Annotated in this window: 18 protein-coding genes and 1 tRNA gene; 10 read left to right on the forward strand and 9 right to left on the reverse strand. The window is 63.3% G+C overall.

The features are described from left to right. Positions 1-14: 14 nt before the first annotated feature. The 3 genes from araH to EOB80_RS18100 all read right to left on the reverse strand — a co-directional run bounded on the left by araH (position 15) and on the right by EOB80_RS18100 (position 3,545). The gene (gene araH / locus EOB80_RS18090) at positions 15-965 is read right to left on the reverse strand and encodes an L-arabinose ABC transporter permease AraH (protein ID WP_027039818.1); all 951 of its coding nucleotides are present in this window, start codon (positions 963-965) and stop codon (positions 15-17) included. 10 nt (positions 966-975) lie between these two features. Next, entirely contained in the window at positions 976-2,487 is a 1,512-nt protein-coding gene (gene araG / locus EOB80_RS18095) for an L-arabinose ABC transporter ATP-binding protein AraG (protein ID WP_127328861.1), read from the reverse strand. Between the two features lie 68 nt (positions 2,488-2,555). After that, positions 2,556-3,545, reverse strand: a complete 990-nt coding sequence (locus EOB80_RS18100; RefSeq protein WP_027039820.1) for an arabinose ABC transporter substrate-binding protein — start codon at positions 3,543-3,545, stop codon at positions 2,556-2,558. Between the two features lie 200 nt (positions 3,546-3,745). Between EOB80_RS18100 and EOB80_RS18105 the strand changes: the two genes are divergently transcribed. After that, complete coding sequence (locus EOB80_RS18105; protein ID WP_127328862.1) at positions 3,746-4,492, forward strand: FadR/GntR family transcriptional regulator; 747 nt, start codon at positions 3,746-3,748, stop codon at positions 4,490-4,492. An 8-nt stretch (positions 4,493-4,500) separates the two neighbouring features. Continuing rightward, complete coding sequence (gene dgoD / locus EOB80_RS18110) at positions 4,501-5,649, forward strand: galactonate dehydratase (protein ID WP_127328863.1); 1,149 nt, start codon at positions 4,501-4,503, stop codon at positions 5,647-5,649. 190 nt (positions 5,650-5,839) lie between these two features. Here the strand turns inward: dgoD and EOB80_RS18115 are convergent. Continuing rightward, positions 5,840-5,915 (reverse strand) — tRNA-Ala (locus tag EOB80_RS18115). A 172-nt stretch (positions 5,916-6,087) separates the two neighbouring features. Further along, entirely contained in the window at positions 6,088-6,477 is a 390-nt protein-coding gene (locus EOB80_RS18120) for a TIGR02300 family protein (RefSeq protein WP_013528180.1), read from the reverse strand. Positions 6,478-6,683: 206 nt separating this feature from the next. On the opposite strand from EOB80_RS18120, the gene aroA reads away from it, so the two are divergent. The 4 genes from aroA to rpsA all read left to right on the forward strand — a co-directional run bounded on the left by aroA (position 6,684) and on the right by rpsA (position 10,924). Then, a complete protein-coding gene (gene aroA / locus EOB80_RS18125; RefSeq protein WP_127328864.1) occupies positions 6,684-8,042 on the forward strand; it encodes a 3-phosphoshikimate 1-carboxyvinyltransferase in 1,359 nt (452 codons plus the stop codon). A gap of 137 nt (positions 8,043-8,179) precedes the next feature. Beyond that, a complete protein-coding gene (locus EOB80_RS18130) occupies positions 8,180-8,371 on the forward strand; it encodes a hypothetical protein (RefSeq protein WP_127328865.1) in 192 nt (63 codons plus the stop codon). Next, positions 8,368-9,018, forward strand: coding sequence for a (d)CMP kinase (gene cmk, locus EOB80_RS18135; protein WP_127328866.1), 651 nt, complete (start codon positions 8,368-8,370; stop codon positions 9,016-9,018). The genes EOB80_RS18130 and cmk overlap by 4 nt, the downstream gene beginning before the upstream one ends. A 208-nt stretch (positions 9,019-9,226) precedes the next feature. Further along, positions 9,227-10,924, forward strand: a complete 1,698-nt coding sequence (rpsA, locus tag EOB80_RS18140) for a 30S ribosomal protein S1 (RefSeq protein ID WP_013528183.1) — start codon at positions 9,227-9,229, stop codon at positions 10,922-10,924. Positions 10,925-11,028: 104 nt separating this feature from the next. Here rpsA and EOB80_RS18145 read toward each other — a convergent pair whose 3' ends face one another. The 4 genes from EOB80_RS18145 to EOB80_RS18160 all read right to left on the reverse strand — a co-directional run bounded on the left by EOB80_RS18145 (position 11,029) and on the right by EOB80_RS18160 (position 15,013). Further along, positions 11,029-11,736 carry an SDR family NAD(P)-dependent oxidoreductase gene (locus EOB80_RS18145; RefSeq protein WP_127328867.1) on the reverse strand — a complete coding sequence of 236 codons (708 nt, stop codon included), beginning with the start codon at positions 11,734-11,736 and terminating at the stop codon, positions 11,029-11,031. A 186-nt stretch (positions 11,737-11,922) separates the two neighbouring features. Further along, on the reverse strand, positions 11,923-13,500 hold the full coding sequence (locus EOB80_RS18150) for a 5-guanidino-2-oxopentanoate decarboxylase (protein ID WP_127328868.1): 1,578 nt from the start codon (positions 13,498-13,500) through the stop codon (positions 11,923-11,925). Beyond that, the gene (locus tag EOB80_RS18155; RefSeq protein ID WP_236383290.1) at positions 13,497-14,144 is read right to left on the reverse strand and encodes a TetR family transcriptional regulator C-terminal domain-containing protein; all 648 of its coding nucleotides are present in this window, start codon (positions 14,142-14,144) and stop codon (positions 13,497-13,499) included. Before EOB80_RS18155 ends, EOB80_RS18150 begins: the two co-directional genes overlap by 4 nt. Next, complete coding sequence (locus EOB80_RS18160) at positions 14,141-15,013, reverse strand: dimethylarginine dimethylaminohydrolase family protein (RefSeq protein ID WP_127328869.1); 873 nt, start codon at positions 15,011-15,013, stop codon at positions 14,141-14,143. Before EOB80_RS18160 ends, EOB80_RS18155 begins: the two co-directional genes overlap by 4 nt. A gap of 213 nt (positions 15,014-15,226) precedes the next feature. On the opposite strand from EOB80_RS18160, the gene EOB80_RS18165 reads away from it, so the two are divergent. The 4 genes from EOB80_RS18165 to EOB80_RS18180 all read left to right on the forward strand — a co-directional run bounded on the left by EOB80_RS18165 (position 15,227) and on the right by EOB80_RS18180 (position 18,573). Further along, on the forward strand, positions 15,227-16,039 hold the full coding sequence (locus EOB80_RS18165) for an ABC transporter ATP-binding protein (protein WP_127328870.1): 813 nt from the start codon (positions 15,227-15,229) through the stop codon (positions 16,037-16,039). 54 nt (positions 16,040-16,093) lie between these two features. After that, on the forward strand, positions 16,094-16,894 hold the full coding sequence (locus EOB80_RS18170; RefSeq protein ID WP_023811511.1) for a transporter substrate-binding domain-containing protein: 801 nt from the start codon (positions 16,094-16,096) through the stop codon (positions 16,892-16,894). Between the two features lie 156 nt (positions 16,895-17,050). Next, on the forward strand, positions 17,051-17,764 hold the full coding sequence (locus EOB80_RS18175; protein WP_206516821.1) for an ABC transporter permease: 714 nt from the start codon (positions 17,051-17,053) through the stop codon (positions 17,762-17,764). Then, positions 17,764-18,573: an ABC transporter permease gene (locus EOB80_RS18180; RefSeq protein WP_027039831.1), complete on the forward strand. Its 810-nt coding sequence runs from the start codon at positions 17,764-17,766 to the stop codon at positions 18,571-18,573. Before EOB80_RS18175 ends, EOB80_RS18180 begins: the two co-directional genes overlap by 1 nt. Positions 18,574-18,599 lie beyond the last annotated feature (26 nt).

The raw sequence follows: 18,599 nt of genomic DNA on the forward strand, positions 1-18,599 counted from the left end.
TTTGTCCCTCCAGCCTATCGCCGGCCCAAAGCCGACGAGCGCAGATTGTCGAGCAGCACGGCCAGCAGCAAAATAACGCCGCGCACGATGTACTGGTAGAAGGCCGGGATGTTGAGCAGGTTCATGGCGTTCTCGGCGATGCCCATGATCAGCACGCCGACGATGACGCCCGACATGGTGGCGCGGCCGCCGGCGAGCGAAACGCCGCCGAGCACGCAGGCCGAAATGACCGAGAGTTCCAGCCCCACCGCCGCGTTGGGCTGGCCCGAGGTGATGCGCGACGCCAGCAGGATGCCGGCGATACCGCAGACGACGCCTTGCAGCGCAAAAATCCAGATGCGCGTCCGGTCGACATTGACGCCGGCAAGCCGCGAGGCCTCCGGATTGCCGCCGATGGCCAGCGTGTTCTTGCCGAAGACGGTCCGGTTGAGGACGAAGCCGAAGATGCAAAACAGGATGGCAAGCACCCAGACCGGCGTCGGTATGCCGAGCAGTTTCGAGAGCGCCAGCTGATAGAAATCCGGGCTGTTGATGCCGACGGCGCGGCCGTCGGACGCGATCAGCGCAAAGCCTCGCACGATCTGCATGGTGGCCAGCGTCGTGATCAGCGCGTTGATGCGAAATTTGGCGATGACAACGCCGTTGATGAAGCCGACGAAAGCGCCGCAGGCGATTGCCGCCAGCAGGCCAAGCAGGATCGAGCCGGTGTAATTCGAGGCCATCACAGCGACCATGCCGGCAAAGGCGACGATCGAACCGACCGACAGGTCGAAGTCGCGCGCGGCGAGGCAGAACATCATGGTGCAGGCGACGATACCGACGGTGACCACCGACTGCAGCAGGCCGAGCATGTTGCGGTCCGTAAGGAAGTTCGGCACCAGAGCCGACACCAGCGCGAAGGCGACGACAAAGATGACGACGAGGCCCTGTTCGCCGAGCAGGATTTTTTTCAACTGGTCGGTCATGCCAAAGTCCTCAGGATGCGATCGCGTCGGGGGTTTTCTGATCGGGGAGAGCGGCGGCCAGGATCGCCTTTTCGGCGAACTGGTCGCGGGTGAGCTCGGCGCTGACGCGGCCACCGCACATCACCAGGATGCGGTCGCAGATGCCCATCACTTCCGGCAGTTCGGACGAGACCACGACGATCGCCATGCCGTCCTGCGCAAGCTGGTAGAGCAGTTCGTAGATTTCCGATTTGGCACCGACATCGATGCCGCGCGTCGGCTCGTCGACAATGAGCACCCGCACGCCCTGTTCGGACAGCCAGCGGCCGAGGATGACCTTCTGCTGGTTGCCGCCGGAGAGGTTGATGATGTCCTGCTTGCGCGACGGCGTGCGCACCTTCAGCTTCTTGATAAAGGTCTCGGCCGTGGCGATCTCGCTGGCGCGGTTGAGCACGCCGAAGCGCGTGTGATGGCGCCGCGACGAGATGTTGATGTTCTCCTCGACCGAGCGCCCCTGGATGATGCCGTCATGCTTGCGATCCTCCGAGCACAGCACGATGCCGGCCCGGATCGTGCCACGCGGATCGGTGGCGCGAACCAGCTTGCCGTCGACGGTGATGGTGCCGCCCGAGCGCGGATCGGCGCCATAGACCAACCGCATCAGCTCCGAGCGCCCGGCGCCGATCAGGCCGAAGAAGCCGACGATCTCGCCTGCCCTTGCCTCGAAACTGGCCGGTGTCTGCAGTTTGGGGCCGCTGAGAGCGTCGACCTTCAGGCGGACATCGCCTGTTTTTCGTGCGCGAAAACCCCAGATATCCGAAATCTCGCGGCCGACCATCTCGGCGACGACCTGATCGCGGGTGACGCCTTTCAGCGACGCGTGGTGCGCCGCGAGCTTGCCGTCGCGCAGCACGGTCAGGCTGTCGCAGAGCCGGAACACCTCGTCGAGCCTGTGCGAGACGTAGATGATGACCTTGCCGTCGCTGCGCAGGCGATTGATCAGGGCAAACAGGATTTCGCTTTCGCGCGAGGACAGCGACGAGGTCGGTTCGTCCAGCGCGATAACGCGTGCGTCGAGCATGACCGCCTTGGCGATCTCGACCATCTGGCGTTCGCCGATCGACAGCGTCTTGACCTTGCGGCGCATGTCGATGTCGATACCGGCCGATTTCAGCTTGGCGCCGACGTCGTCCAGCATCCGGCGACCGGCGATGATGCCGGCGTTGGCGGGGAAACGACCGAGGCTGAGGTTTTCGGCAACGGTGAGTTCAGGAACGAGTTGCAGTTCCTGATGAATGACAATGACGCCATTGTCGAAGGCATCCCGGGTCGAGGTATAGGCTTGAACCCTGCCGTCAATGCGGATCTCGCCCTGATCGGCATGCTGGTCGCCGGAGAGGATCTTGATCAGGGTGGATTTGCCGGCGCCGTTCTCGCCCATCAGGCCATGCACGGCGCCTTTGTCGACGCCGAACGAGACGTCCGACAGCGCCTTGACGCCCGGATAGGTCTTGGTGACGTGCGAGAAGTCGAGAAAGGACACGAGCCGATCCTTTTGAGCCATGACAAACAGGCGGCGGGATGAGCCGCCGCCTGTTTGTACAGGGAGGATTATTCGATGCCGAGGCCCTGGCGGACCTTCTGGTAGTCGTCGCGCTTGGCGAGTGCACCCGAAGTCAGGATCAGCTTCTCCGGTTCCTTGTTGTTGGCAACCCAGTCATACATGTTGAGCGCCGTCTCGTAGCCATGACGCTTCGGCGAGATGATCACGGTGCCCACGAAGCCGGTGGCGGTCGGCTTCTTGAACTCGTTGATCGCGGAATCCGCGCCGCCAATGCCAACGCCGATCACGCTGTCAGCGGGGATGCCGACGCTTTCGGAAGCACGCACTGCGCCGAGCACCGCCTCATCGTTGAGACCGAAGGAGACCCACTTCTTGATGTCGGCATGCGCGTTGAGTACGACAGTCGCCGCATTGAGGGCAGCTTCCGTGTCGGTCTTGGCCTGCGGGGCGTCAAAAATGTTCTCGGCCTTGAAGCCGTTTGCCTTCAGCACCGAGATGGCGCCTTCGACGCGGTCAACGGCGGTCGGCAGTTGGTCATACGAGACGCGGATTGCGCCGACCTCGTCGGCCTTCCAGCCGCGCGCCTTCATCTCGTCGACGATCGCCTGGCCGACGGCTTCGCCGATCTTGGTGGCCGAAATGCCCATATGCGGCACGTCTTCCAGCGCCTTGCCGTCGGCGCCGACCAGACGGTCGTCGACAGTCATCAGCTTGAGATTGTTGGCGGCGGCCTTGGCGACGATGCCGGGGCCGAGCTTCACGTCGGGCGTGCAGACGATGAAGCCCTGCGCGCCCTGGGCGCCGAGATTGTCGATCGCCGACATCAGCTTCTCACCGTCCTCGGCGCCGATCTTGACCAGGGTAAAGCCCTTCTCCTTGGCGGCCTGGTCAGCGAACTTCCATTCATCCTGGAACCACGGCTCCTCGGGCTGTTTGACGATGAAACCGATTTTGGTGTCCTGAGCATATGCAGCGATGGTCGTGACGGACAGCACGGCAAGCGCGCCCGCGACGAGCGCGGTCTTCAAAAGTCGCATAATTACCTCCCAGCGATAGACCGGGCGCTCAGCCCGGATGCCGGAGTCTCTAATTGCTTTTATCATACTCGTCAATTGATCTGGTATGATAATTAATGTACATGCTCTGACCAGCGATCGCTAGCGCAATCGATCCGCATCCGTTAAGGGCGGACCGATTGTGCGAAACCAGCGGTTCGCCGCCTTGGAGGAGGGCTGAGGTGACCGAGATTCTGAAAAAAACCCCGGGAGATACGACCACTCGCCGCCCGCGCGTGATGCCCGATGTGACCAAGGCGATAGCCTCTGACATCTTCTCCGGGCGCTATCCGGCCGGCTCCTCCTTGCCGACCGAAAACGAGCTCGGCGTCGAGTATGGCGTCAGCCGCACCGTGATCCGCGAAGCCCTGAAGGTGCTGGCCGCCAAAGGGCTGGTGCTGTCGCGGCCACGCATCGGCACGATCGTCTGCAACGAGGACGACTGGAACATCATCGACCCGCAGGTGCTCGCCTGGCACGCGCCGCACGCGCTGGACGACAAGCTCTTCGACGCCATCCTCGAAACGCGCCGCGCCATCGAACCGCTGGTCGCAGAACTCGCTGCCACCCGCGCGACGCTGCAGGAAATAGCCGATCTCGAAGCGGCATGGCGAGGCATGGCCGGCGCTGGCGAGGACCTCGCCGCCTTCTCGCGCAGCGACATCGCTTTCCACCAGATCGTCTATGCCGCGAGCCACAACCCGATCTTTCGCCAGATCGGTAATCTCATCGACACCGGGCTGAAATTCTCGCTCGAGGCGACGGCGGTGATTTCGCTCGACCGGCGCATGGAGGCCGTGGCGGCGCACCGCGAGGTGGTCGAGGCGCTGCGCATGCGCGACGCCGAGGCGGCGCGTGGGGCCGCAAACAAAATCCTCGACCTTGCGGCGCGCGACCTCGTCAGCGCCAAGAAACTCAAGAGCAACTGAGACTGCGCATGAAAATCATCTCGCTCACCACCTACATCGTTCCGCCGCGCTGGCTGTTCCTGAAGATCGAAACCGATGCCGGCGTCACCGGCTGGGGCGAGCCGGTCGTCGAAGGCAGGGCGCTGACCGTCGAGGCAGCGGTCAAGGAGCTTGGTGACTATCTGATCGGCAAGGATCCGCGCCTGATCGAGGACCACTGGACAGTGATGCATCGCGGCGGCTTCTATCGTGGCGGGCCGATCCTGATGAGCGCCATTGCCGGCATCGACCAGGCGCTGTGGGACATCAAGGGCAAGGCGCTCGGCGTGCCCGTGCATGAACTGCTCGGCGGCAAATTGCGCGACACGATCAAGGTCTATTCCTGGATCGGCGGCGATCGTCCTGCGGAGGTCGCGGCCGGTGCCCAGGAAATGGTTGCGCGCGGTTTCCTGGCGCTCAAGATGAACGGCACCGAGGAGCTGCAGATCGTCGACAGCCATGACAAGATCGACGCCGCTGTCGAACGCGTCGCCATGGTGCGCGAGGCCGTCGGGCCCAACATCGGCATCGCCGTCGATTTTCACGGCCGCGTGCACCGGCCGATGGCGCGCGCCCTGGTTAAGGAGTTGGAACCTTACAGGCTGATGTTCATCGAGGAGCCGGTGCTCAGCGAAAACCGCGAGGCGCTGAAGGAGATCGCCGCGCTTGGCTCGACGCCGATCGCGCTCGGCGAGCGGCTCTACAGCCGCTGGGACTTCAAGTCGGTGTTCGAGGAAGGTGTCGTCGATATCATCCAGCCAGACCTGTCGCATGCCGGCGGCATCACCGAATGCCGCAAGATCGCGGCGATGGCGGAAGCCTATGATGTGGCCGTGGCGCCGCACTGCCCACTCGGTCCGATCGCGCTTGCCGCATGCCTGCAGCTCGACGCGGTCAGCTACAACTGCTTCATCCAGGAGCAGAGCCTCGGCATCCACTACAATGCCGCCAACGACCTGCTCGACTATGCCGCCAACAAGGATGTCTTCCGCTACGAGGATGGCTATGTCGCCATTCCCGACGGCCCGGGCCTGGGTGTCGAGATCGACGAGGACTATGTCAAGGAACGCGCCAGGGAAGGCCACCGCTGGCGCAACCCGATCTGGCGCCATAAGGACGGCTCCTTCGCCGAGTGGTGATCGGATTGGCTTTCAGTCTCTAAGCGCTCCATGAACAGTGAAGACTTTGTCCGGCGAGCAGCTGCTCTCGATAAATGGCTCGTTCGTTCCGTTGATGGAGGTGCTTTCAGCGGCGTTGCCTGAACTGGCCATCAAGCGCAATGGCCGCAGTGCGGCACATTCATTGGCTGCGAATTGCAGAGGGACTGTTTGGTGGAGCCAATCGGGATCGAACCGACGACCTCTTGAATGCCATTCAAGCGCTCTCCCAACTGAGCTATGGCCCCACTTCCGGCAGTCAACCGGCGCCGTTTCCGGCGAAGAGATCCGGCGCGGGTTGGAGACCACGCCGTTAGTGCAGGCGGCTTCTAACCCCGCCCTTCTCAGATATCAAGCCTTCGAGAGCCGCTTTTTCTTCACAGGCCTCGAAAGCCCGCAAACGCCCGCTTTCAAGGCCGATCAGACCTCGTCGTCGTCGTCGCCGACGCCGATCATGTCGGCGACATCGTCGTCTTCTTCCTCTTCGTCGGCAAGGAAGGTGTCATCTTCGTCGTCGCCGAGATCGACGTCGTCCTCGTCGTCGCCAAGATCCGGCAGGTCGTCGCCCTTGACGTCCTCATCAGCCTCTTCGAGCGAGACGACCTCAACGCCTTCTTCTTCCTCGGCGTCCACTTCCTTCTCGGCCACTTCCTCTTCCTCCTCGAGAGCGGCAATCTTGCCTTCCTCGAAATAGGAACGCGGATAGGTCTTGCCGGTGTATGGCGAGACGATCGGGTCCTTGTTCAGGTCGTAGAATTTTCGGCCCGTCTCCGGGTCGATACGTTTTGTGCCAAGTTCGGTTTTTGCCACGGCAAGCCTCGTCAATAAAAGAGTGGTCCCCTTAACCACAGTTTGCAGCGCTGTCAAAGCGAAAAGCCGGCGTCACAAAACCATGCATTGAAAGGCCTCGCGTCAGTGACGACCATGGGGGATGACCATTTCGGCCCGCCGTGATACGAGACCGCCGCAACAAATGAAAAGCGCCGGCCTGCCGGCATTCCGTCCAGGGAAATTCCATGTCTCACGCCGCCGCCCCCAAGCCGGCCACCGCCCGCCAATCCCCAGCCCTTTCCGGCATCGCGCGCGTGCCGGGCGACAAGTCGATCTCGCACCGTTCCTTCATGTTCGGCGGCCTCGCCTCCGGGGAGACTCGCATCACCGGCCTGCTCGAAGGCGAGGACGTGATGCGCACGGGTGCGGCCATGAAGGCAATGGGCGCACATATCGAGAAGAACGGCGACGAGTGGGTGATCCGCGGCACCGGCAACGGCGCACTGTTGCAGCCGGAAGGCCCGCTCGACTTCGGCAATGCCGGCACCGGCTCGCGGCTGACCATGGGCCTTGTCGGCACCTATGACATGGAGACGACCTTCATCGGCGACGCCTCGCTGTCGGGCCGGCCGATGGGCCGCGTGCTGGAACCCTTGCGCCAGATGGGCGTGCAGGTGCTGAAGGCGACGCCAGGCGACCGCATGCCGATCACGCTGCATGGACCGAAGCACGCCGCCCCGATCACCTACCGCGTGCCGATGGCTTCGGCGCAGGTGAAATCGGCGGTGCTGCTGGCCGGGCTGAACACGCCGGGCATCACCACGGTGATCGAGCCTGTCATGACGCGCGACCACACCGAAAAGATGCTGAAGGGTTTTGGCGCCAACCTGTCGGTCGAAACCGACGAGCGCGGCGTGCGCCACATCTTCATCGAAGGCCAGGGCAGGCTGACCGGCCAGACGATCGCCGTGCCGGGCGACCCGTCCTCGGCCGGCTTCCCGCTGGTGGCGGCACTGATTGTGCCGGGTTCGGACATCACAATAGAAAACGTGCTGATGAACCCGACCCGCACCGGCCTGCTTTTGACGCTGCAGGAGATGGGCGGCAACATCGACATCCTCAACCCGCGCAACGCCGGCGGCGAAGACGTCGCCGATCTGCGCGTGCGTTACTCCGAACTGAAAGGCGTCATCGTGCCGCCCGAGCGGGCGCCGTCCATGATCGATGAGTACCCTGTGCTCGCGGTCGCTGCCAGCTTTGCCGAGGGGGAAACGCTGATGCAAGGGCTGGAAGAGCTGCGGGTGAAAGAGTCCGACCGGCTGTCGGCCGTCGCCAACGGGCTGAAGCTCAACGGCGTCGACTGCACTGAGGGCGAGGCTTCGCTCGCCGTGCGCGGCAAACCGAGCGGCAAGGGCCTCGGCGGCCATCCCAACGGCCAGGGCACCACCGTGCAGACTCACCTCGACCACCGCATTGCCATGAGCTTTCTGGTGATGGGGCTGGCGACGGAAAAGCCGGTGACCATCGACGATCAGGCGATGATCGCGACGAGTTTTCCGGAATTCATGGGGCTGATGAAGGCGCTGGGCGCGGAGATTGGATAGCAAATGTTGCACGACTGGCCAATCCTAGGAGCTTGCCTAGGAGCGGCGTTGGTCCCTTATCTAATTGAGCGTTTTGTTTTCAAAAACCGCGTAGGCATTTTTGCCTTTCTTTTTTGGATTTTGTTACTTCAATTCTGATGATGTATCTGTCGGTTTACGCAGCCACCCTCCTGGAAAACAACAAATGGGTTTTCCTTGCGGTGCTGATCAAAGGGTTCGGTGCAATGGCTTTTGTAACAATTGGCGTCGTACCGTTTATAGCGCTGCCGCTGTCGGTTCTGATTGCCGCGGCGGTGTTGGCATTTCGATTTTTCAGACCAGCCAAATGAGCTCGACCTTCACCATCGCCATCGACGGCCCCGCCGGCGCCGGCAAGGGCACCCTCGCCCGGCGGTTGGCCGACCATTACCGGCTGAACCTGCTCGACACCGGTCTCACCTATCGCGCCGTCGCCTATGCGCTGATCCAGCACGCGCTGCCGCTCGACAATGTCTCAGCCGCCGAAACCGCGGCCCGCCAGGTCGACTTGGCAAAGCTCGACCGGGCGGTCTTGTCGGCGCATGCCGTCGGCGAGGCTGCCTCCAAGGTCGCGGTGTATCCGACGGTGCGGCGCATCCTCGTCGAAAAGCAGCGCGGCTTCGCCAAGACGCCGCCCGGGGCCGTGCTCGACGGCCGCGACATCGGCACCGTCGTCTGCCCCGACGCCGACATCAAACTCTATGTGACGGCCAGCGCCGAGGTGCGGGCACAGCGCCGGCTGGCCGAGATCGAGAGCATCGGCGGGACCGCTGATTTCACCGAGATCCTCGCCGATATCGTGCGCCGCGACGAGCGCGACATGGGTCGAGCGGACTCACCGTTGAAGCCGGCGGCCGACGCGCACTTGCTTGATACCAGCGAAATGGCTATAGAAGCCGCGTTTCTTGCAGCCATGGCGATCATAGACGACGTTCTGGCCAAGAGAGACAAGGCCTGATCCGGGTTTTCCCTCGTATTTCCGTTGTCGGAGGCGAAGAAAATACCCATATCGGGCACGAACCAGCCTGCCAGCATTCTTCATGCGCCGGAATTGCCGCTTAAAAAGCGGCCCAGGGTTTTTGTAGCCCGGAACGCCGGCAGGCCAACGCAACGCTAACCCACGGCGCCCGTCCCGCTTCTAGATGCGGGGCACTCCAGGAGAAACAATGTCAGCTGCAAATCCCACTCGCGATGATTTCGCGAGCCTGCTCGAAGAATCATTTACCACAGGCCATTCCGGCGAAGGTCAGGTCGTCAAAGGTACGATCACCGCGATCGAAAAGGACATGGCCATCATCGACGTCGGCCTCAAGGTCGAAGGCCGCGTGCCGCTGAAGGAATTCGGCGTCAAGGGCAAGGACACCACCCTCAAGGTCGGTGACACCGTCGAAGTCTATGTCGAGCGCATCGAAAACGCGCTTGGCGAAGCGATGCTTTCCCGCGAGAAGGCCCGCCGCGAAGAGAGCTGGGTTCGTCTCGAAGAGAAGTTCACCAAGGGTGAGCGCGTCGAAGGCGTCATCTTCAACCAGGTCAAGGGCGGCTTCACTGTCGATCTCGACGGCGCCGTGGCCTTCCTGCCGCGCAGCCAGGTCGATATCCGCCCGATCCGCGACGTCTCCCCGCTGATGCACAACCCGCAGCCCTTCGAGATCCTCAAGATGGATCGCCGCCGCGGCAACATCGTGGTGTCGCGCCGTACCGTGCTCGAAGAGAGCCGCGCCGAACAGCGTTCGGAAATCGTGCAGAACCTCGAAGAAGGCCAGGTTGTCGAAGGCGTCGTCAAGAACATCACCGACTATGGTGCGTTCGTCGACCTCGGCGGCATCGACGGCCTGCTGCATGTCACCGACATGGCATGGCGCCGCGTCAACCATCCGACCGAAATCCTCAACATCGGTCAGACCGTCAAGGTGCAGATCATCCGCATCAACCAGGAAACCCACCGCATCTCGCTCGGCATGAAGCAGCTCGAGAGTGATCCGTGGTCCGAGATCGGCACCAAGTTCCCGATCGGCAAGAAGATCAAGGGTACCGTCACCAACATCACCGACTACGGCGCATTCGTCGAGCTGGAGCCGGGCATCGAGGGTCTCATCCACGTTTCGGAAATGTCGTGGACGAAGAAGAACGTGCATCCCGGCAAGATCCTGTCGACGACCCAGGAAGTCGACGTGGTGGTGCTCGAGGTCGATCCGGCCAAGCGCCGCATCTCGCTCGGCCTCAAGCAGACGCTCGAGAATCCGTGGCAGGCTTTCGCCTCGAGCCATCCGGTCGGCAGCCAGGTCGAGGGCGAGGTCAAGAACAAGACCGAGTTCGGCCTGTTCATCGGCCTCGAAGGCGACGTGGACGGCATGGTGCACCTTTCCGACCTCGACTGGACCCGTCCGGGCGAGCAGGTCATCGAAGAGTACAATCGCGGCGACATGGTCAAGGCGCAGGTGCTCGACGTCGACATCGACAAGGAGCGTATCTCGCTCGGCATCAAGCAGCTGGCCAAGGATACGGTCGGCGAAGCGGCGACTTCAGGCGAACTGCGCAAGAACGCGGTCGTCACCTGCGAAGTCATCGGCGTCAAGGATGGCGGTCTGGAAGTGCGGCTGGTCGACAGCGGCATCGAGACCTTCATCAAGCGCTCCGATCTGAGCCGTGACCGCGACGAGCAGCGCCCCGAGCGCTTCACCGTCGGCCAGAAGGTCGATGCCCGCGTCATCGCCTTCGACAAGAAGACCCGCAAGCTGCAGGTCTCGATCAAGGCGCTGGAAATCGCCGAAGAGAAGGAAGCGGTCGCTCAGTACGGCTCGACCGACTCCGGCGCTTCGCTGGGCGACATTCTGGGTGCCGCGCTGAAGAAGCAGGGCAGCTAAGCTTCGGCTGTCTGCCGCGCCTCGCGCGCGGCCTCAACAAAAACCCCGCCGGAGCGATCCGGCGGGGTTTTTCTTTGACTTGACCGACGTGAAGGGTTGGAAGGTTACGCCCTGCCGTAAAGCGGCACCAACGTGCCGCTCATCGCCTGATTGGCCGGCGATGCCAGGTAGGCGATGGCTTCGGCGGCGGCTTCGAGGCTGACCCATCTGGTGACATCGGCATCCGGCATGTCGGCGCGGTTTGCCGGCGTATCGAGCGTCGACGGCGCCACCGCATTGACCAAGATGCCCCTGTGCTTCAGCTCCTCCGCCATCGCCACCGTCATGGCTGCCACCGCCGCTTTGCTGGCGGCGTAAGCGACCATGCCGGCGCCGCGCCGCGGATCGAGCCCAGCGCGCGCGGTGACGTTGACGATACGGCCCGCGATGTCCGACGCCAGCATCGAGCGGATCGCGGCGCGGCAGCACAGGAAGGCGGTGCGCGCATTGGTGTCCATCATCTCGGCAAAAGATGCTGACTCGATCTTTTCCACCGGTGCGGCGGTAAAGCCTCCGGCCAGGTGGACCGAGCCCCAAAGGGCTGGAACCTGGCTGTAGAAGGCCTCGACCTTGGCGGGATCCGAGAGATCGACATTGTGCACCAACTGGACACGGTCATGCGCGGCGAAGGGGAAATGCGCTGGTGCGGCGGCATGGGCATTGGGCACATGGCAGATCGCGCCGTCGCTCAGCAGTTTGCCGACAACCGCACCGCCGAGCGCACCGGTCCCACCGGTCACGACGATATGCTTGCCTTCAAGTGTTTCCGTCATCTTGGACGCTCCTGTCATTTTTTTATCGTTAGGTCGTTTCTGTGCCGCCGACGCGAAGCGTCGCGCCTTTTGCCCCGTCACTCAATTGACATCTCGACATGGCAGTTGTCGCGTCTTTGCATGCGTCCGCCCACCGGCCGGCCGTGGTTCAGGGCCGGCGAGACGGGAAATACGTAGCACCGTCCTTCAGTCAACCGTGATTTCGATGACGCGCGGCAGTCCGGTGGCCCGGGCGCGCTTCAACGCGTCCGCGAGAGCGTCGATGTCGGCAAGCCGTTCGGCGCCGATGCCATAGGCCTCGGCCAGCTTGCAGAAATCCGGCGGCGCCGGCGACACGCCGACCGGCTCGACACCGACATCGAGCATCGAGGTTTCAATCTCGCGGTAGCCTCTGTTATTCCAGACGACGAAGATGACCGGCGCCTGCGCGTCGAGTGCGGCGCCCAATTCCGGCAACGTGAACTGGAAGCCGCCGTCGCCGGTCAGGCAGACAACCGGCGCATCGGGTATCGCAAGGGCCGCGCCAATCGCCGCCGGCGGGCCATAGCCGAGCGCGCCGAAGCCGGTGGCGGCATTGAACCAGCCGCCTGGGCGGTCGTGGTCGTAATAGAGGTTGGCGGCATAGATCGGCTGCGTCGAATCGCCGACGATGAGCGCGCCCGGCAAGGTGTCGCGGATCATCTCGACGGCGCGCACCTGTGCCTGCAGTGTCGGATTGAGCTCGGCAAAGGCTGTTTTTCGTATAGCAGCGGCGCGCGACGAACCGCCCTCGCTTGCCCGGACATGGCCCGTTTCCAGAAGCAGCGCTTCGAGTGCCTCGGCGCAATCGGCCTGGATCGAAACCGTCGCCGGGCGGCGGGCAAGCTGGTCGGCGCCGATATCGATGCGGATCAGATTGGCGGGCAGGACAAAGCCGCCATCGCTATAGCCGTCATAGTCAGTCGGGCCGAATTCGGTGCCGGCGGCAATGACCAGGTCGGCGTCGGCCATCAGCGCCCGCACTGTCTTCAGGCTGGGACTGGCCGGCACGCAAAGCGGATGACCATGCAGCAGGCCGCGCGCATTGGCGGTCTGGACGACCGGCGCTCCCAGCCGCTCGGCCAGACGCCGCAGTGGCGCTTCGGCGCGTTTGGCGCCGCCGCCGACCAGGATCAGCGGGCGGCGCGCGGCACCGATGAGTTTGGCCGCGCTGGCAATTGCGGCACCTTCCGGCGCGGGTGGGGTCACATTGCTCAGCATGGCAGCGATGCCATCCGCCGACTTGACCATGACGTCGGTCGGGATCTCGATATGCACGGGGCCGGGCCGGGCCGATGAAAACAGGGCAAAGGCCTGCGCCAGGGCACCGGGCAATTCGCCGGCCTCGGTAACGCGCTGCGAAAACAGCGCCACCTTCTCCATCATGCCGCGCTGGTCCGGCAATTCATGCAGATGGCCCAGCCCCTTGCCCAGCGTCGGCGTGGCGTTGACGCCTGATATGACCAGCATCGGCACCGAATCGGCGCGTGCCTGCCCCATGGCGGTGATGGTGTTGGTGAGCCCCGGTCCGGTGATGACAAAGGCGACGCCCGGCCTGCCGCTGGCGCGCGCATAGCCATCGGCCATGAAGCCGGCGCCCTGTTCGTGACGCGGCGTGACGTGGCGGATATTCGAACGCGCCAGCCCGCGGTAGAGCTCGACCGTGTGGACGCCCGGAATCCCGAACACCGTGTCGACGCCATGCGCTTCGAGCAGCGAAATGAGGGCTTCGCCGAGTGTCGTCATTGGTTTTCCTCCCCGTCCGGCGCGAGGCCTAGTTCGGCCTCGACAGTCTTGATGCCGATCGCCGCCAATTCGCCGGCCGAGAACATCTCGCCGGCCAGGCAGCCTTCGATCCAGAGTCCGTCGATGATCGCATTAATCGCGATGGCATGGTGGCGCAATTGGCTTGCGTCCGGATTGCGCCGTTCGGCGGCGAGCACCTCAGCCACAACCGCCTCCACCTCATTGCGAAAACCAAGGTAGCCTTCGCGGTGGGCGTGGGCCAAGGTCGGATCCGCTCTGGCGCGGCCGATGAAGGTTGCCCAGAGCGAAAACACCCGCGCATCGATGATCGGCGCATTGAGGTTGGCGGTGACGAAAGCCGCAAGGCGCTGGCGAGGCGAGGCATTCTCCATGACCAAAGCCGCTTTCGCCTGCTCGGTCATGCGGCCCATCAGCGCTGCATAGGCTTCCTGCAGCAATTCTTCCTTGCCGGGAAAATAATGCCGGATCAGCCCAGCGGTGACGCCGGCACGCAATGCGATGGTGCGCAAGGTGGCGCCCTGCAGGCCATGTTCCGCCACGCTGTCCAGAGTGGCCTCGATCAGATCCTGCCGCCGCCGCTCCTCGCCCTCGCGACGGAACCTGCGGCGGGATGGCATATTCATTGGCGCAGGATCGGTCGCGTCAGGCATGTCGGCCCGCCCTCGCAGGCGATGCAGAGCGCATCCGCCTCGAAGATTTCGACCGTGCAGCCGGCGGCTTCCATCGCGGCTTTGGTCTTTGGAAAGCCTGCAACGGCAATGACCTTGTGTGGGCTGGTCGGCAGCACGTTCAGGCTAAGGCCGTTGGAAGCCGCGAACTCTTCGGCGTCGCCTTCGACCAGCCGGATGTTACGCGCCTTCAGCATCTGATAGAACGGGGCCGGCAAAAGCGGTGAATAGACCAGTGCGAGGTCGTCGGCCAGCGGGCTGATCACCGACATCAGATGCAGGCACGCCTCTTCGCCTTGCCACAGCGGCAGATCAAAGCCGTAGACGGAAACGCCCAGCGGCGTCAGCAGGTTGGAAACCTGCTGGATGCCTTCCTGGTTGGAGCGGACACCGCGCCCGATCACCAGCGTGCGGGCATCGAGCCATACACAATCACCGCCTTCGACCTGGCCAGGAACCTCGACGCGGCCCAGGATTGGAATACCCAGCCTTCGGTAGGTTTCCTCATGAAGCGAGGGCTCCCTGGCGCGCAACGGCTTGCCCATGGACAGGATCAGCGCGCCGCGATCGGTCATCAGCGACGGGTCGTGCGTGAACACCGAATCCGAAAGTCCATCCGCCGTGTCCTCGATCCATTCGATTTCGGCACCGGAAGCCGCCACCAGTTCAGCAAGGAGCGCGTGCTGCGATGCCGCTTTCGCCGGATTGAAACCCGGGCCATAGTGCCAAGCAGCCCTGTCGGCATTGCGCATGGCGTTGGCCGCCGACCGCATCAGCACGCGGCGCAGCGGCGCCGCCATGGACTGTGATCCGAAAGCGCTCATCGAAGTCCTTTTTCGCTGAAAAAAATCGAGAAAATTTCATGGAAGGCTATTTATACACTTGCACAACAAGCTCGCAAGTGCCGTAATAAGCAGGATTGACGGGCTCGCGCCGTTGGGTCCATGCTGAAGTCTGGAGCGGGGCAGTACAGCGTATATGTTGATTAGCCGGATAGACGTTCGACGAACCGCCACCGACCCTATAGAGGTCACCCAGTGAGCGTGGTGGAAGCCACAGTCCAATCCGGCAAGGCGCATGACGGCGCCGCCGAAGCCATCCACGTCGAAAACCTGCACAAGAAGTTCGGTGAGCTGCATGTGCTGAAGGGCGTCTCGCTGTCGGCGCGCGACGGCGAGGTCATCGCAATCATCGGCGGCTCGGGCTCCGGCAAATCCACCCTGCTGCGCTGCATCAACTGCCTGGAAAACCCGACCAGCGGCATCATTCGCGTCAATGGCGAGGAGATCAAGCTCAAGGCCGACAGCCACGGCCACACCATTCCGGCCGACCGCAAGCAGATCGAGCGCATCCGCTCCAAGCTCGGCATGGTATTCCAGAACTTCAACCTTTGGAGCCACATGACGCTGATCGAAAACGTCATCGAGGTTCCCGTACATGTGCTCGGCGTCAAGCGCGATGTGGCGATCGGCGAGGCCGAGAAACTGCTCGCCCGTGTCGGTCTGGCCGAAAAGCGCGACGTCTATCCGGCCTATCTGTCGGGGGGCCAGCAGCAGCGCGCGGCGATCGCCCGTGCGCTGGCCATCAATCCGCGCGTCATGCTGTTCGACGAGCCCACCTCCGCACTCGATCCCGAGCTGGTCGGTGAAGTGCTGAAGGTGATCGGCGACCTGGCGCGCGAAGGCCGCACCATGGTGCTGGTCACCCACGAGATGAAGTTCGCCCGCGAGGTCGCGACGCATGTCGTCTATCTCTACAATGGATTGGTCGAGGAAGAAGGCCCGCCCGAGCAGATCTTCGGCGCGCCCAGATCCGAAAGGCTGAAGCAGTTCATCCGCAACATCGGCTAGGACAGGCCGGGACGGAAGAAAACCGGGAACCAACAACAAACTGGGAGTCATGAAATGAAGACCGTTCTGAAGACATTCGCCGCAGCGCTGCTGCTCGGCGTCGCAGCCATGGGCGTGGCCAAGGCCGATCCGGTCAAGATCGGCGTCGCCGCCGAGCCTTATCCGCCCTTCACCTCGCCCGATGCTTCGGGCAAGTGGGTTGGCTGGGAGATCGACTTCATCGATGCCGTCTGCGCCGAGGAGAAGCTCGATTGCGTCATTACCCCGGTCGCCTGGGACGGCATCATCCCGGCACTGACGACCAAGAAGATCGACCTCATCGTCTCCTCGATGTCGATCACCGCCGAGCGCGCGAAGACGATCGATTTCTCGGACAAGTACTATAACACGCCGACCGCGATCATCGGCCCCAAGGACCAGAAATTCGGCTCCGCCCCGGACGACCTCAAGGGCAAGATCGTCGGCGTGCAGGTTTCGACGGTGCACGCTGTCTACGCCAAGAAACATTTTGGCAGCACAGCCTCCGAGATCAAGGAATACCAGACCCAGGACGAAGCCAACAACGATCTTGCCGCCGGCCGCCTCGATGCGGTTCAGGCCGATTCCATCGCGCTTGGCGAGTTCCTGAAATCCGACCAGGGCAAGGCCTGCTGCGACTTGAAGGGGATGGTCGCTCCGGACGACGAAGTGCTCGGACCGGGCGTCGGCGCCGGCGTGCGCAAGGAAGACACCGAACTGAAGGGCAAGATCAACGCCGGCATCAAGGCGATCCGCGCCAACGGCAAATATGACGAGATCTCGAAGAAATACTTCGATTTCGACATTTACGGCGGCGGCGGCGCGCAGTCGAACTGACGACCCTCGCATGAGCCGTGGGGCATGGCGTCAGCGCCATGCCCCACCTGCCCGATCTTTCCCAGGCATGTTTGCCGCCGACACAGCCGTCGGCGGTTGGCCAGCACTTCGGGGGCGACGCTGATCGACGCACTTCTTTCGGCCTCCGCGGCCGGCATCACCGAGCTTCTCTCGCCCTACCCGCCAGGCTGGGGCGGGACGCTTCTGGTCGGGCTGCTGCACTCGATCGAGATCGCGCTGGGCGCCACGTGCCTCGGCCTTCTGATCGGCACCGGCGGCGCCTACGGCAAGCTTTATGGCGGGCCGGTGGTGCGCGATCTCCTGGCGGTCTACACCACCATCGTGCGCGCCGTGCCCGAACTGGTGCTGATCCTGCTACTCTATTACGCCGGAACCGACCTGATCAATCAGGCGCTGACGGCCATGGGCTATCAGCGCGTCGATGTGAGCGGCCTTGCCGCCGGCATCGCCGTGCTCGGCTTCGTCCAGGGCGCCTATTCGACAGAGGTGATACGCGGCGCGATCCTGGCCATTCCGCAGGGCCAGATCGAGGCCGCCCGCGCCTATGGAATGTCTCCGGGCCTGCTGTTGCGGCGCATCACCTTGCCGTCAATGCTGCCCTTCGCCATACCGGGCCTCGCCAATCTCTGGCTGATCGCCACCAAGGATACCGCGCTATTGGCGGTCGTCGGCTTCTACGAACTGGCGCTGGCGACGCGGCAGGCGGCGGGTGTCACCAAAGCCTATTTCACCTTCTTTTTCGCGGCGGGCGTGCTCTATCTGCTTTTGTCGCTGTTCTCCAACCTCGTCATCGGCCGGGTCGAGACCTGGTCGCGGCGCGGCATGCCTTCGCTCAAGGAGGCGCGCTGATGGCCAACGAGGCTGCCATCATCAACGTCGTCGCGCGAACATCGCTGTGGCTGCAGCCGCACCGCATCGTGCTGATCCTGATCGCACTGGGCCTTGTTTTGTCGGCTGCCTTTTTCATGCGCTGGGACTGGCTGCCGCAATATTATGAAATGGGCTTGATCGGCATCTGGCGGTCGCTGTGGATCCTGGCCGTCACCTGCGTGCTGGGCTTTCTGCTCGCCGTGCCGCTCGGGCTGGCGCAAGCCGCCGGCTCATTCTGGTTCGCCGCGCCTGCCAAGGTGTTCTGCACGGTGATCCGGGGCACGCCGCTGCTGATCCAGCTCTGGCTGCTCTATTACGGCCTGGGTTCGCTGTTCCCGCAATATCCGTGGATCCGCGAATCCTGGATGTGGCCATATCTCAGGCAAGCCTGGCCCTATGGCGTGCTGGCGTTGACCCTGTCTTTCGCCGGCTATGAGGGCGAGGTGATGCGTGGCGCCTTTGCCGGTGTGCCCAAGGGACAACTGGAGGCGGCGCGTGCCTTCGGCATGAGCCGCTGGAAGGCATTCCGGCGGATCTGGCTGCCGCAGGCCATCTACCGGGCGCTGCCGACGCTGACCGGCGAGACCGTGCTGCAGTTGAAATCGACGCCGCTGGTGGCAACGATCAGTGTCATCGACATCTTCGCCGTTTCGTCCAAGGTGCGGCAGGACACCTACCTCACCTATGAGCCCCTGCTGCTGCTGGCGCTGATCTACATGACGATCACCGGTATTCTGGTCTTCGCCTTCAGCAGGATAGAGGCCAGGATCCCCAACAAGATTGGTTAGAGGGGAGTAGGGGAGTAGGGGAGTAG

Origin of the sequence: Mesorhizobium sp. M7A.F.Ca.MR.245.00.0.0 (genome assembly GCF_003997415.1) — a bacterium.
Classification (GTDB): Bacteria; Pseudomonadota; Alphaproteobacteria; order Rhizobiales; family Rhizobiaceae; genus Mesorhizobium.